Raw genomic sequence first — 14,756 nt, 5'->3', positions numbered from 1 at the left:
CACCGAGAGATGCGACGATGTCCTGTCCGCTCGGCGGTGTCTTCGTCGGAGCAGCCCGTGGCCACGCCGCGGTGGCTACGGCGCGGTGAAGAGGAAGACGAAAACGACGGCGACGGGCTGCAGGGCCGCCCCGCCGAGCAGCATCGTGCGGCGCAACCACGGGCGCGACGAGATCGCGGGCGTGCCGAGCACGGGGCTGAGCGGCATGAGCAGCCGGAACAGGCTCTGCTGCGGCAGGAACACCGCGACGAGGTAGGCGAAGAACCCCGCGACGAACGCGACGACCTCGTGGCCGAGCCGCAGGGTCGAGCGGCGGGTCATCCAGAACGTGAACGACGCGATGATGGCCAGCACGAGCACGATGCCCCCGATGCCCAACCAGCGGCCGGCAAGCAGGAACCACGGCGTCAACGGCACGAACGCCGGGCGGCCGACGTAGTCGACCCACCAGGCCATCTCGGTCTCGAGGTAAGCGTCCGACTGTCCCGTGACCACGTGGGCGACGACCGGCCACGCGAGTCCCGCCGCGGCCATCGCCAGCCCCGCCACGACGATCGTCGTCAGCTCGCGCGTCGGCATCCGGCCGCCGACGACGAACTCGCGCAGACCGGCCCAGGCACGGCGGGCCGACGTGCGGGCGGCGAGGACGAGCGCAGGAGGCGCGGTGCCGATCCCGGCGATCCGTCGCGTCCCGGCGACCCCGGTCGACCGCGTCGTCGCAGCGCCGGCCGCCTCCGAGGCCACCGGCCGGGCCTCGGGCCGTTCCCGCTCGGTGTGCCAGCGCACGATCAGGTGGATGCCGAGCGCCAACGCCAGGGCGAGCGCCCCGGGGCGGACGAACGACGCGACGATGCCCGCCGCCGCCACGAGCGGGTAGTTCCGCCGCTGCATGGCGAGCAGGCCGCCGAACATCAGCAGCAGGAAGAGGCTTTCGGCGTAGCCGACCGACATGACGAAGGCCATCGGCCCGAAGCAGAACAGCAGCACGGCCCAGAGGGCGCCGGTGTGTCCGACCTTCGTCACGAGCAGGCGGTGGAGGACGATCGCCGCACCCGCCCCGAACACGGTGGCGAGCAGGGGGGCGGCGACGGTGAAGTCCATGCCCGTGGCCACCATCAGCAGGTGGCAGACGTACGGGAAGACCGGCAGGAACGCCCACTCGTTCGGCAGCACCTCGCCCGTGGCGTCGGTGGGCAGGGTCGACGGGTAGCCGTGCAACGCGATGGTGCGGTACCGGTCGGCGTCCCACGACGACGTGAAGTCGAGGAAGCTGCGGTCGCTGCCCGGCGTGATAAAGGTCGCCCCGGCCAGTTTCGCGACCTCGTAGACGGCGAACAGGACGCTCGTCGAGAACAGCCGCGACGCGAGGTAGACGACGAGCACGCTGCGCCAGCTGCCCGACAGCCGACCGGCGAGATCGACCGAGAAAGCGGGTCGGCGCAGCCTCGCCGCCGACGGCGACGCGATCGTCTCGCGGCTCACCGCCCCGCCCCGTGTCCGGTCATCTGGACGACGCTACCAAGAGTCGGCTGGGACGGGGCAAGATCGACCCGTGCCCCTTCCGTCCTTCGCCGCCCTCGGGATCGACGACGTGGCGGTCGCGGTCTACCGTCACGTCGTCGCCGGGGCCGGGGTGGCGGACTCCGCGGGAACGGCGGCCGGGCCGACGCCCGAGGCCGTGGCACGGGCCGTGCACCTCGACGAGGCGACGGCCCTGGCCGCCCTGGAGCGCCTCCGTCAGCTCGGGCTCGTCCAGCGGTCGGCGGGTGGCGACGGCTACGGCGCGGTCGACCCCCGCGTGGCCGTCCCGGCCGTCGTCGCGGCGCGGGCCGACGCACTCGTCGAGGTGCGCGCGGCGGTGCCCGAACTCGGGGCGCTCTTCGACGAGGGCCGCCGCCCGCGCGACGCGGACGAGCTGACCCGGGTCGTGGTCGGTCACGCGGCCGTGGGCGACTGGTACTCACGGCTCGAGCACCGCGCGACCACCGACTTCGTCGCCTTCGACCGTCCGCCCTACGTCGTCGCGTCGAACGAGTCCACCCAGCGGGTGGCCCTCGGGCGCGGGGTGCGGTGGCGGGCGGTCTACACGGTCGCCAGCATCTCGGCCGACGGTAGCTGGCAGGGCGTGCACCGCCTCGGCGCCGACGGCGAAGAGGCCCGCATCACGCACGACCTGCCGGTCAAGCTCGCCGTCGCCGACCGCCGGGTCGCCCTCGTCTCGATCGGCCACGACCCCGCCCGGCCCGAGGCGCTCGTGACCGAGTCCGAGCCGCTCGTCGCCGCACTCCACGACCTGTTCGAGGCCCGGTGGCGCAGCGCGTTGCCCGTGCCGGGCACGCCGGGGGCCGGTCGTGCCGCCGTCGACTGGGCCTCGGTGGCCGCGCGACTGGCGGCGTCGTCGACGTCGACCGTGACGTCGCCGTCCGGCGTCGCCACCCCGTCCCGGGACCAGGAGGCGCGGCTCGCGATGCGACCCCCCACCCCCGCCGAGCGCGACCTGCTCGCCCTCGTGGCGGCGGGGGCGACAGACGAGGTGATCGCGGGTCAGCTCGGCATCTCGTCCCGCACGCTCCGGCGGCGCCTGCACGCCCTCTTCGACGAGCTCGGCGCGAGCAACCGGTTCCACGCCGGTGTCGAGGCCGCCCGCCGCGGCTGGGTCTGAGTCGGCCGACGCCCAGCCTGCTCACGGCTCACCCATCGGGTCGCCTCGGTAGCGTCCCGGACGTGACCGATCTGCGCCGTCCCGAGCCATCGTGCTGAGGCTCTCGCTGGTGTCGGCAGCCACCCTCGCCGCCGTCTACGCGGTGGCGGGCGCGCTCGTGGCCCGGACGCTGCGTCGCCCACGCCGGGCACGCACCTGGTGGCGGTGGATCGCCGGAGCCGCCGCCCTGGGGGCCGGGCTCGGCGCCTTGGTCACCTGGTGGCTCGGAGACGTCGAGGACGTCCTCGACGTCTCGCCCACCTGGGTCGACCGACTCTGGGTCGGGGCCCTGCTGGCGGTCGTCGGCACGGCCGTGGTCGCCCTGGTCCGCGGAGGCGCCGGCCGCCGGGTCCTCGCCGCGTCGACGGTCGTCGTGATGGTCCTCGCCACCGGACTCGCGATCAACCGGGACGGCGGGCTCTTCCCGACCGCGGGGGCGTTGCTCGGCATCTCGGACGTCCCGGCGCTCGTCGTCCCGGCCGCGCAGACGGCGGCGGTGCGGGCCGGCCGGACGTCGACCCCGGCCGCCCTCGACCTGGGTCGCACCTGGCGGGCACCCGCCGACCTGCCGTCGCGAGGACGGCTCGGCAGCGTCGCCGTCCCGGGCACCGTGTCCCACTTCGACGCGCGGGACGCCCTCGTCTACCTGCCGCCCGCCGCCCTCGTGGCCGATCCGCCGCCCCTGCCCGTCGACGTGGTCCTGTCCGGACAGGGCCCGGGTGCGGCCCCCGAGAACCTCGTCGACGCCGGCCGGATGGTCGCGACGCTCGACACCCTCGCCCGCGCGCACGACGGCCTCGCGCCGATCGTCGTCATGCCCGACCAGCTCGAGCGACCGACGAACAACCCGATGTGCGTCGACGGGCCGCTCGGTCACAGCGAGACCTACCTGACGGTCGACGTGCCCCGCTGGATCACGAGCCATCTCTCGGTGCAGGCACCCGGCCGGGCGTGGGCTGTCTCGGGCTTCTCGCAGGGCGGCACCTGCTCGCTCCAGCTGGCGGCGGGTCATCCCGAGCTCTTCGCCTCGTTCGTCGACGTCTCGGGGCAGATCGGGCCGCGGCTCGACGGGGGAGCGCGGGCGACGGTGGAGCGGGGCTTCGGCGGCGACCGGGCGGCCTACGCCGCGGCCCAGCCACTCGCCGTGCTGGCCGCACGAGCCCCCTACTCCGACAGCGCCGGGTTCTTCGCGGTCGGCGAGACCGACGCGCGCTACGGGCCCGTGATGCCCGTCGTCTCGGCGGCCGCCCGGGCCGCGGGAATGGACGTCACCCGCGAGGTGGTACCCGGCAGCGGCCACGACTGGGCCACGGCGTCCCGTGGGCTCGGCACGGGGACCGCGTGGGCGGCGGCGCGGCTCGGGCTGACGAGGGCGTAGCGGGGAGCGGCGAGGCGACCGTCCGCCGAAGGGGGGACGACGTCGGTGCCCCACCCGCGCCTCCTCGTGTGAACTCTCTGGCCGAAGCCGGTCAGTGGCCGGTTTCGGCCATGGCCCCCACTAGAGGGCCACGGACATTCACAGGTAGTTCTTATGGATCGACCGCAGCCCGGGGCTGCGGCGCACCCCCGACAGCACGCTCCGCACGGCGTGCATCGAAAGGCGATCCGTGATCACACCATCGGGCCGACGCAGGCCGACCGCTCCGCCCCGCACCCGTCTCCGTGGCGGCTTCGCCACCCTGCTGGCCACCGGCGTCGTCGCCGCGGGCCTCGTCGCGGTGCCGGCCACCGCCTCCTTCGCCGCGGACGGCCCGGCCGTCGTGGGCGACAGCCAGTTCGCCGACGGCAAGTACATCGTCACGCTGCGCGAGCCGGCGGCGGCGACCTACGAGGGCGGCCAGCCGGGCCTCGCCCGCACCGCCGTGCCCGAGGGCAGCGACCTGGACGCGCAGAGCGCCCCCGTGCAGGACTACGCCGAGCACCTGAAGGGCGTCCAACAGGACGTCGCGGAGGCGGCCGGCGCGACCGTCGAGGCGAGCTACGCCATCACGACGAACGCCTTCGCGGCCGACCTCACGGCCGCCCAGGCCGCGAAGCTCGCGAGCGACCCCTCGGTCGCCGCCGTCTCGAAGAACGAGCTGCTCAAGCTGCAGGCGACGCCCTCGACCGAGTTCCTCGGCCTCGGCGACACCGAGGGGAACGGCGGCGTCTGGGATGCCGTCGGCGGACGCGAGAAAGCCGGCGAGGGAGTCGTCGTCGGCATCATCGACTCGGGCATCGCGGCGGGCAACGCCTCGTTCGCCGGTGACCCCCTGGGGTCCGCCAGCGACACCGAGCCCCACCTCGACGGCGACCGGACGGTCTTCGCCAAGGGCGACGGCGGGACCTTCACCGGCGTGTGCCAGACCGGCGTGCAGTTCGACGCGGGCGACTGCAACACGAAGCTGATCGGTGCGCGCTACTTCGTCGACGGCTTCGGCGTCGGCAACATCGGCACCGAGGAGCAGGGCGAGTACCTGTCACCCCGTGACGGCAACGGCCACGGTTCCCACACGGCGTCGACCGCCGCGGGCAACGCCGACGTCGAGGCCACCATCGGCGACCGCTCGTTCGGCACCGTCTCGGGCGTCGCCCCGTCCGCCAAGATCGCGGCCTACAAGGTCTGCTGGGACGGCCCCGACCGCGTCGCCACCGACGACGACGGCTGCGCCACGCTCGACCTGATCGCCGCCATCGAGGCCGCGGTCACCGACGGCGTCGACGTCATCAACTACTCGATCGGCGGAGGCGGGGCCACGAGCACCTTCTCGGCCACCGACCAGGCCTTCCTCGGCGCGGCTTCGGCCGGCGTCTTCGTGGCGGCCTCGGCCGGCAACGACGGCCCGACCGCGACCACCGCCGACAACGCCGCACCCTGGATCACCACGGTCGCGGCGTCGACGATCCCCAGCTACGGCGCGACCGTGCAGACCGCCGACGGCACCGACTACCTGGGCGGTTCGATCACCGTGCCGACCGGCACGGACGGCCTGACGGGCGGCTTCGTCTCGTCGACCGCCGTCGCGGCCGCCGGTGCGGACGCCACCGCGGTGACCCTCTGTGCCCCGGACACCCTCGACCCCGCGAAGGCCGCCGGCACGATCGTGCTCTGCGACCGCGGCGTCTACGACCGTACGGCCAAGTCGGCCGAGGTCGAGCGCGCCGGCGGCATCGGCATGGTGCTCGTCAACCCGACGAGCAGCTCGGTCGACCTCGACGAGCACGCCGTCCCCACCGTCCACCTCGACGCCGACGACTACGACGCGATCCACGCGTACGCCGACACCGAAGGTGCCACCGTCACCCTGCTCGACGGCAACCCGGGCGCCCTGCCCGAGCCCGCCACCCCGCAGATCGCCGGCTTCTCGTCGCGCGGACCGGTGACCGCCGACGGCGGCAACCTGCTGAAGCCCGACATCTCGGCCCCCGGCGTGGCGATCCTCGCCGACGGCGCCAACGCGAAGGGTGAGCCCGGCACGTACGAGTTCCTCTCGGGCACGTCGATGTCGTCCCCGCACATCGCCGGTCTGGCCGCGCTCTACCTCTCGAAGAGCGTGCACCCCGACTGGACCCCCGACGAGGTCAAATCGGCCATGATGACGACCGCCTACGACCTCGTCGGCGAGGACGGCGCTCCGAGCCAGGACGTCTTCGCCCAGGGCGCCGGGCACGTCGACCCGACCGCGTTCCTCGAACCGGGGCTGCTCTACGAGAACGGGCCGGCCGACTGGCAGGCCTACGTCGACTCGATCGACACCGTCGAGGGCACCGACTCGTCGCTCAACCTCGCGTCGATCAGCGTCGGCTCGCTGGCCGGCACCGCACAGGTCACGCGCACCGTCACCTCGACCGGGGCGGGCACCTACACGGTCGCCCCGATCGAGATGGACGGCGTCACGGCCACGGTCGAACCCTCGACGTTGACGTTCGGCGCCGCGGGCGAGAAGCAGGACTACACGGTCACCTTCACCCGCACGACGGCCGCCCTCGACCAGTTCGCGACCGGCTACCTCACCTGGTCCGACGGGACCCACGACGTGCGCAGCCCGCTCGCCGTGCGCCCCGTCCAGCTGCAGGCCCCGGCCGAGGTGGCCGGCGAGGGTGCCACGGGCGAGAAGGCGTTCGACGTCACGGCCGGCGACGCTCTCGAGCTGCCGCTCACGACCGAGGGCCTCGCCGCCGGTCAGGTCACGTCCGGTTCGGGCACGGCGGGCGCCGCAGCGGCCGAGACGCCGGTCACGATCGCCGAGGGCACCACCCACGCGCGCTTCGTCCTCGACAGTGCCGACGACACCGCTGACCTCGACCTGCTTCTGTACACGGCCGGCGCCGACGGTGCGCCCGACCAGCTCGCGGCCTCCTCGGCGACGGGTTCGGCCGACGAGCAGATCGACCTCGACGCCCCCGCGGCGGGCGAGTACGTCCTGCTGGTCGACTTCTACAGCGGTGCCGGGCAGCTCGACTACACGCTGACCTCGTACCTGCTCGACCCGGCGACGGCCGTCGGAGGCCTCACGGTCGACCCGGCCACCCTCTCGGCCGGGCTGGGCGAGACGGCGACGCTGACCGCGTCCTGGACGGGCCTGCCCTACGAGCAGACCTTCCTCGGTCGCATCGCGTACGGCGACACCGGGCAGGTCACCTACCTCACGGTCGCCTCGGGCGAAGAGCCCGAGACGCCCACGCCCACCGATCCGGGCCCCGGGCCCGGTCAGCCGGGCCACCCCGGCGGCTGGAGCCTCGGCGACATCCTGCAGTGGATCTGGAACGCCCTCGGCGATCTCTTCCACGGCTGGTTCCCGTGGCGCGGCTAGCACCCGCGGCCTGACGGCCTGACCCACCCGGAGGCGGTGGTCACCTTCCCCGCGAAGGCGACCACCGCCTCCTCCCGTCCCCGCACCCGCCGCGTCCCCGCACCCGCTCCGTCCCGTCCCGTTCCTGCCCCGCCCCGATGCTCGCCCGTCGGTGTCGGCAACTCCTGCCCGGTGCTGCGGCGCGGCTCGGCCGCCCAGGTGTCCCGGCCCGCGGTGCGACAGCAGGCAGGAGTTGCCGGCGGTGCGGCGTCCTTGTCGGCAACTCCTGCCCGGTGCTGCGGCGCGGCCCGCCCGCCCAGGTGTCCCGGCCCGCGGTGTGCCAGGAGGCAGGAGTTGCCGGCGGTGCGGCGTCCGTGTCGGCAACTCCTGCCCGGTGCTGCGGCGCGGCTCGCCCGCCCAGGTGTCCCGGCCCGCGGTGCGACAGCAGGCAGGAGTTGCCAGCAAGCAAGACGCCCGCACCAGGGACGGGCGCCCCCCCGTCACGGGCCGGGCGTCCCCCGCAGCGGGTGGCTCGGGGGACCCTCGGCGTCGCCCGTTCCTCGTCCGGGTGATCTGTCCCCCGAATGGTGGACACTGTCAGGGCCCCGGCCCTAGTTTGGGTGTCACCCGAGACGTGACGATCCCTGTTCACCCGACCCCGGCGCCGTACCCGAACACGGCGCCGGGGGAGCAGGTCGAGGCGCGCGTCTACCCCACCCGAAAAAGGCACCACCATGCATTCGCTCACCCTCGCGGGGTCTCCCCGTCGCGGGCGGAGGGCCCTGCGCCTGTCCGCCGCGCTGCTCGCCACCCTCGCCCTCGCCGGCACCGCCGCCCTGACCGGCACCGCGGCTCCGGCCCGGGCCGCCGAGATCGACGGTGCCATCACGGACGTGACGGTGACCCCGACCGCGCCGCGACAGGGCACCCAGCTCACCACGACGATCGCCTGGGAGGTGCCGGACGACACCAAGACCGGTGACACCTTCACGCTGACGCTCAGCGAGCACCTGAAGAACCTGCCCACCGACTTCGCGCTCCGCGACCCCGCCACCGGTGCGGTCGTGGCGGACGCCACCGTCGTCGGGACGCGCCCCTCCGTGGTCACGTTCACGATGACCAGCTACGCCGAGAGCCACCTCAACGTCAGCGGCAAGGCCTTCGTCAAGTCCGACTTCGAAGGTCGCACCACCCCCTCGGGTGTCCCCACGCCGTTCACGTCGACCACGAACGACGGCCGCGACTTCACGACCGTGGTCACGCCGACCGGCGTGATGCGCGGCTCGGACGTCGTGACGAAGTTCGGCACCTACACCGCTGCCGACCAGGGCCGCGTCGTGGCCGACGACTTCCTCGTCTGGAGCGTCAACACGCCGATGGGGCCGTTCGACTCGGCGACCGTGAGCGACTCGGTCCCCGCCGGGCAGACGTGGGCCTTCGATTGCGACACCGCGGTGTTCACCGAGATCCGCACCAAGACCGACGGCACCCTCGCCGCTCCGGTCGTCGTGACCCCCGCCTCCTTCGACTGCTCTGCCGCCGGGTACACGGTCTCGTGGGGCGCGCAGACCGGCACCGCGCAGTACCGTGCAGCCGTCGCCGTGAGCCTTCCGGCTCCCACCGGCACCGCCACGGCCCCGCAGACCTTCACGAACCTCGCGACGGCGTCGACCGTCCGGGCCGGTGTCGCTGCCCCCAGCCGGGTCAGCGCCTCCAAGACCCAGGCCTCGGCCGGTGGAACGGGAAGCGGAGACGTCCCCGTCTCCGCCGTGACCATCACCAAGGGTGACGCCGCGGGCAACGCGGCCGACACGGCCGCCGCCGCCGTCGTCCTCTCCGACGGGACCGCCTCGCTGGCCTACCGCGTGACCAACACGGGTGCCGACGCGCTCGCCGACGTTACGGTCTCGGACGAAGTCCTGGCCAACGGCACCGTCGACGGACTCAGCTGCGACTTCTCGCCCCTCGGCGGCCCGTCGACCGGCGTCACGTGGGCCGGGCCGTTCGCGGTCGGAGCCTCCTTCGACTGCACCGCCGCGCTGACGGGCGTCACGACCGGTGACGTCGACCACCACGACGTCGGCACCGTGACGGCCCGTGGTATCGAGTCCGGCGAGGCCGTGTCCGCCTCGAACGCCTGGTTCGCCCGAGTCGCCGCCGCGGCCGGCACGCCCACCACGCCGTCGGCCTCGCCCACGACGAACCCTGCCGCGCTCGCCGCTCCCGTGGCGGGTCCCACCGCCCCGGCCGCATCCGCCCCGGCCGTGTCGACGCCTCGACCCGCCGCCGCAACGACCGGTCTCGCCTTCACCGGAGCCGAGCTGGCCGGCCCGGTCGCGCTGGCCGCCCTGCTCACCTTGCTCGGCGCCGCGCTCGTCGTCACCACCCGTCGCCGCGCGGCCCGCGCAGCGCTGACCGGTGACGCCGACCGCAACCACCGCGGCGAGTAACCGTTCGACGGGGGGTGCCGGGTGCGGCGGACGTCCGGTCCGCCGCATCCGGCACCCCCCGTTCGTCCAACCTGCACATGCCCGAAACAGACGTGGACTAGGTTCGCTACTCGTGACAGAACACAACGGACACACGATGCGCGTCGTCAGCTACAACCTGCGCGAGCACACGGCCAAGGGCGAGATCCGGTCGCTCGCCGAGGACAACGACGCCGACGTGCTCTGCCTGCAAGAGGCCGACACCAAGGACATCCCCGACGAGTTCGGCGAGTTCGCCCTCGCGGCGTCGACGCACAACAACCGTCTCGGGCTCGCGGCCTACTACCGCCGTTCCCGGTTCGAGTTGTTGGGGACGAACGTCTACGCGCTCAAGAAGTCGATGCACGACCGTGTGATGTCGCCGGCGCACGAGCGTCTGCTGGCCATGCACCTGGCCGACCGGCAGAGCGGACGCGACGTGCTGATCGGATCGTTCCACGCCGCCCCGCTCACGGCCACGAACGCCCTGCGCAAGAAGCAGGTCGAGTCGGCGCACCGCCTGATGCGTGCGCTGGCTCCGGGCGTGCCGATGCTGATGGTGGGCGACTTCAACTACCCGTGGTTCCACGGCGGTCTGCGCAAGCACATCGAGCGCGACGGCTTCGTGCTGACCCGCAGCTCGACCCCGACCTACCTGGGCTACAAGTACGTCAAGGGTCACTTCGACTTCGCGACGAGCTACGACCTCAAGATCGAGGACGTCGTCACGCTCCCGGCCGGCGTCAGCGACCACCGGCCGATCCTGGTCCGCGCCCAGGGTCTCTGACCCCGCCGTCCCCGAACAGCGAACGACGGGCCCGGTCACCTCTCGGTGGCCGGGCCCGTCGTCGTGGTGCCGGGGACCGCAGGAGGCGCGGTGCGGCTGACAGCCTCACCGCGCCTCCTCGGGTCACCGCGCCCGGAGGCGCTGCGAACTAGGCGGCGAGGGCGAGCTCGCGGGCCTCGACCGAGGAGGCCTGCACGATCGTGCGGCTCGGCTCGTGACGCCAGCTGCGGCCGGGGATGACCCAGCCGGCGGCGCCGTCGACGACGACGGACGCACCGACGCGCACGGCGGCGGTGACGTCGTCGCGCCAGGCGCGGACGGCGAACTCGGTGCCGCGGTCGTCGACGACGACGAACTCGACGAGGCGGGCGGTGGTCAGGGTGGGCGCGGTCGTGACCGTGCCGGTGATGCTGATGATGTCGTTCATGATGCTCGATTTCGATGTGTGCTCTGTGTTGCGACAGAATCCGTGGCACGAGGCGCCGGGTGGGCGCTCGTGGTCCGCCTGACGGCGGTGGTCGGGCCTGCGGTGACGGTGGCCGGAGAAGTAGGGCAACGATGATCGGTGGTCATCGTGCGCATCCGGCGAACTCGTCTTGCGAGGCTTTTCGGGCGGTGCACCGGTGTGGACTCGGTCGGCACCGCACGGGAGCTCTGTGAGAAGAGAGCCCCAAGCGACTCATGACTGTAACACGCCCGGGGTACGCGCACCAGTGCTTCCTCGGAAGAAGTGACGGGGGTGAGTGGTTGGCTCTACACATGACCACGATCCCCACCATCACCCTGAACAACGGAATCCAGATCCCCCAGCTCGGGTTCGGCGTCTACCAGGTCGACCCGGCCGAGACGAAGGACGCCACCCTCACCGCCTTCGAGGTCGGCTACCGCCACATCGACACCGCCGAGATGTACGGCAACGAGGCGGGCGTCGGCGAGGCGATCGCCGAGAGCGGCATCGACCGCAGCGAGATCTTCGTCACCTCGAAGCTCAACAACGGCTTCCACAAGCGTGACGACGCGCTGAAGGCGTTCGACGGCACGCTCGACGCCCTCAAGCAGGACTACGTCGACCTGTTCCTCATCCACTGGCCGCTGCCCGGCATCGACGTCGACTACGTCGAGACCTGGAAGGCCCTGGAAGAGATCCACGCCAGCGGTCGTGCCAAGTCGATCGGCGTCTCGAACTTCCAGCAGCCCCACCTCGAGCGCATCCTCGACGAGGGTTCGGTCGTCCCCGTCGTCAACCAGATCGAGGTGCACCCGTACCTGACGCAGGACGCGCTGCGCGAGTTCGGCGTCTCGAAGGGCATCCACACCGAGGCCTGGTCGCCCATCGCCCAGGGCGGCGTGCTCAAGGACGAGACCATCACCGAGATCGCCGAGCGCGTCGGCAAGTCGACCGCCCAGGTCACGCTGCGCTGGCACATCCAGCGAGGCGACATCGTCTTCCCCAAGTCGGTGACCCGGTCGCGCGTCGAAGAGAACTTCGACCTGTTCGACTTCGAGCTGACCGACGCCGACGTGGCCGCGATCACCGCCCTCAACAAGGACGAGCGCACCGGCCCGAACCCGGACGAGTTCAACTACATCCCCAGCTGATCCCCTGATCGGCACGGTGTCGCACTGCGGTGCGCCGCCGAGGCACCGAGGCCGGGCCCGTACGTCGTCGCGACGTACGGGCCCGGCCTCGTCACGTCGGGCGTCCGGTGGGCGCCTAGTACGATCGACGTTTCCCCAGACCACAGCCGACCAGATCCGGAGGGCGTGACACGGTGCGACGGATCGTCGGCGTCCTACGCCTGCTCGCGGCCGCCGTCGGCGTCGTCGCCCTCGTCGCCGACTTCGTCTACGTGCTCGGGTTCAGCACCTTCAGCTCAATCAACTACTTCAGCTACTTCACCCAGCAGAGCAACATGGCGAACGTCGTCGTGCTCGCGGTCGCGGGAGTCCTGCTGCTGCGCGGGCGCCGGGAACCCGGCTGGTTCGCGGGAGTGCACGCCCTGGTCAGCACCTACGTCATCGTGTCGGGCATCGTGTTCGGCATCATCGTCGCCGAGTCGGCCAGCCACAACTACCGCATCGAGGTGCCCTGGTCCAGCCAGCTGCTGCACTTCGTGATCCCGACGTTCGTGCTCGTCGACTGGGTGCTCGGGCCCGACCGGACGCGGGTGCGCTGGCGGGTGCTGTCGGTCGTGCTCGTCTTCCCGCTCGTGTGGGGCGTGTTCACGATCGTCCGCGGGGCCGACGTCGGCTGGTACCCGTACTTCTTCCTCGACCCGGCCCAGGTGACCTGGCCGGGCGAGTTCCTGCTCTACAACGGCATAGCACTGGGCACGATCGTCGGCGTGCTCGTCGCACTCGTGGCACTCAGCCACGTGCGGCCGCACGCACGGGCCCGGCAGGGTGGCGGGGCCGCGTCGACGACGCGCACCGCGCCTCCTGCGGTCGAGGGACCAGGAGGCGCGGGTCAGGACGTCGGGTCGGCCGTCGGCTCGTCGGTGGGCGCGGGGGACCCGGCGGTCACGAGGTCGAGGTAGGGCGCCAGGCTCTGCATGGCCGCCGCCACCGCCGCGTCGTCGTCGAGGGCGTCGACCTCGGCCGCCGCGTCGCCGCCCGTCAGCGCGACCAGCACGGGGGCTCCCGTGGCCGGCATCAGGTTGACGAAGAGCCGGTAGGGCGCGTCGTCGTCGAGCACGGCCCAGACCGTGGCCTGGGTGGACCAGAAGGCCTCGTCGAAGCGCAGCCAGAGCACCTCGCGCGTGCCGACGCCGAGGGCCTCGATCGCGTCGGCGTGGGTGGACGGCAGCTCGGGGGAGAACTCGGGGACGCCGGTCTTCAGCACCCCCAGGGGGATCGTCGACACGGCGCGGTCGACCGAGAGCGACTCGCCCGTGGCGAGCCTCAGCCCCACGCCCTGGTCGCCGTACTGCACACGGACGACGTTGCTGTCGCGGAGGACGTCGAGGCCGTCGAGCAGGCCCGCGACGAAGCCCGACAGGCCACCCGTCACCACGGAGGCGCCGGTGGGCAGCAGGTCGCGCGCGGGGTCGTCGCCGAGGGTCGAGGCGGCGAGGTCGTCGGCCTCGGCGCCCCAGCGAGCCGGGAGGAGGTCGTCGAGCACGAGGGCGAGGCGGTCGGCGTCCGAGACGCCGTCGGGACCGGGCAGGGCCGAGGCCTGGTCGGCCCCGGACCCGGCGAGGGCGTCGGCGACGCTCGTGCCGGAGTCGGCGTCGGTCGTGGTGGAACGAGCGTCGGCCCAGGACGCGGCCCGGCCGAGACGGTCGGCGACGTCGCCGAGCGAGTCGACCGCGCCGTCGGGCGTCCGCACCTCGACGGTGTCGTCGAGTGGTCGGGTCCGGACGCGGGCGAGGGCGAGTGCGGCCTGGAGGGCCACCGACTCGGGGCCCTCGAGCAGACCGACGCCGAGCTCGACCGGGTAGGGCCAGTCGTCGTCGTGCACGCTGTGCACCCGGCCGCCGACCCGGCCGCGGGCCTCGACGACGACGACGTCGTAGCCGCGCTCGACCAGGGAACGCGCCGCGGTCGCGCCGGCGATGCCGGCGCCGATCACGGCGATGCGCTCGTCGGCCTCGGCGACCTCGGCGACCTGTGCCGCGACGTCGAAGCCCGACTGGCGGGCACCGTAGACCGTGCCGCCCATCGTCGAGGCGACGGCCTCACCGGCGAAGAAGAGCCGGTCGTCGAGAGGGGTGCCGAGCAACCGGCGGTCGGCGTCGGACGTGCCGGGGGTGAGGTGGCTCGTCGCCCCGAGCGAGTAGGGGTCGTCGCTCCACGAGCTGCGGCGGAAGGCGGCGGGGACGACCGTGCCGGACTCGGTCGGCGTCGGGGTGGGGGTCGGCGTGGTGGCGGACGGGGTGGGGCTGGCCGTCGGCGCGGGGGACCCGGTCGTGCAGGCGGACAGCACGAGGATTGCGGCCCCCGAGACCGATCCCGTCAAGAACGCTCGCCGACTGATGCCCATGGTGCGTCCATTCTCGCAGCCGCCGCGCGCGGGCGCGCGCCGGGGG

Annotated in this window: 10 protein-coding genes; 7 read left to right on the top strand and 3 right to left on the bottom strand. The window is 73.1% G+C overall.

Annotated features, from left to right (window positions below):
• Window positions 1-75: 75 nt before the first annotated feature.
• Window positions 76-1,482, bottom strand: a complete 1,407-nt coding sequence (locus tag SJY14_RS13795; RefSeq protein ID WP_396599168.1) for a mannosyltransferase family protein — start codon at window positions 1,480-1,482, stop codon at window positions 76-78.
• 70 nt (window positions 1,483-1,552) lie between these two features.
• Here SJY14_RS13795 and SJY14_RS13790 point away from each other — a divergent pair, with 70 nt between their 5' ends.
• From SJY14_RS13790 to SJY14_RS13770, 5 genes are all read left to right on the top strand, one after another.
• Window positions 1,553-2,662 carry a hypothetical protein gene (locus SJY14_RS13790; protein ID WP_396599167.1) on the top strand — a complete coding sequence of 370 codons (1,110 nt, stop codon included), beginning with the start codon at window positions 1,553-1,555 and terminating at the stop codon, window positions 2,660-2,662.
• Window positions 2,663-2,771: 109 nt separating this feature from the next.
• Window positions 2,772-4,079 (top strand): alpha/beta hydrolase, encoded by a 1,308-nt coding sequence (locus SJY14_RS13785; RefSeq protein WP_396599166.1) that lies wholly within the window; start codon window positions 2,772-2,774, stop codon window positions 4,077-4,079.
• Window positions 4,080-4,308: 229 nt separating this feature from the next.
• Window positions 4,309-7,494, top strand: coding sequence for a S8 family serine peptidase (locus SJY14_RS13780; protein WP_396599165.1), 3,186 nt, complete (start codon window positions 4,309-4,311; stop codon window positions 7,492-7,494).
• Window positions 7,495-8,207: 713 nt separating this feature from the next.
• Window positions 8,208-9,923 (top strand): Ig-like domain-containing protein, encoded by a 1,716-nt coding sequence (locus SJY14_RS13775; RefSeq protein ID WP_396599164.1) that lies wholly within the window; start codon window positions 8,208-8,210, stop codon window positions 9,921-9,923.
• Window positions 9,924-10,035: 112 nt separating this feature from the next.
• Window positions 10,036-10,728, top strand: coding sequence for an endonuclease/exonuclease/phosphatase family protein (locus SJY14_RS13770; RefSeq protein WP_326937849.1), 693 nt, complete (start codon window positions 10,036-10,038; stop codon window positions 10,726-10,728).
• A gap of 148 nt (window positions 10,729-10,876) precedes the next feature.
• Here SJY14_RS13770 and SJY14_RS13765 read toward each other — a convergent pair whose 3' ends face one another.
• A complete protein-coding gene (locus tag SJY14_RS13765) occupies window positions 10,877-11,155 on the bottom strand; it encodes a hypothetical protein (RefSeq protein ID WP_043596376.1) in 279 nt (92 codons plus the stop codon).
• 332 nt (window positions 11,156-11,487) lie between these two features.
• On the opposite strand from SJY14_RS13765, the gene SJY14_RS13760 reads away from it, so the two are divergent.
• Both SJY14_RS13760 and SJY14_RS13755 read left to right on the top strand, forming a co-directional pair.
• Window positions 11,488-12,327 (top strand): aldo/keto reductase, encoded by an 840-nt coding sequence (locus SJY14_RS13760; protein ID WP_054147010.1) that lies wholly within the window; start codon window positions 11,488-11,490, stop codon window positions 12,325-12,327.
• Between the two features lie 173 nt (window positions 12,328-12,500).
• On the top strand, window positions 12,501-13,265 hold the full coding sequence (locus tag SJY14_RS13755) for a Pr6Pr family membrane protein (protein ID WP_396599163.1): 765 nt from the start codon (window positions 12,501-12,503) through the stop codon (window positions 13,263-13,265).
• On the opposite strand, the gene SJY14_RS13750 is transcribed toward SJY14_RS13755, so the two are convergent.
• Complete coding sequence (locus SJY14_RS13750; protein WP_396599162.1) at window positions 13,196-14,710, bottom strand: FAD-dependent oxidoreductase; 1,515 nt, start codon at window positions 14,708-14,710, stop codon at window positions 13,196-13,198. The genes SJY14_RS13755 and SJY14_RS13750 overlap by 70 nt on opposite strands.
• Window positions 14,711-14,756: the final 46 nt, after the last annotated feature.

Origin of the sequence: Frigoribacterium sp. R86507 (genome assembly GCF_044597695.1) — a bacterium.
Lineage (GTDB): Bacteria > Actinomycetota > Actinomycetes > Actinomycetales > Microbacteriaceae > Frigoribacterium.
The sequence above is the reverse complement of the archived record's forward strand: the minus strand, read 5'-3'. Positions and strand labels throughout refer to the sequence as shown.

What these genes read in the sequence shown, in the direction of transcription:
- SJY14_RS13775 (WP_396599164.1), top strand. Translation starts at nt 8,208, where the DNA reads ATGCATTCGCTCACCCTCGCGGGGTCTCCCCGTCGCGGGCGGAGGGCC.
- SJY14_RS13765 (WP_043596376.1), bottom strand. Translation starts at nt 11,155, where the DNA reads ATGAACGACATCATCAGCATCACCGGCACGGTCACGACCGCGCCCACC.
- SJY14_RS13760 (WP_054147010.1), top strand. Translation starts at nt 11,488, where the DNA reads ATGACCACGATCCCCACCATCACCCTGAACAACGGAATCCAGATCCCC.
- SJY14_RS13750 (WP_396599162.1), bottom strand. Translation starts at nt 14,710, where the DNA reads ATGGGCATCAGTCGGCGAGCGTTCTTGACGGGATCGGTCTCGGGGGCC.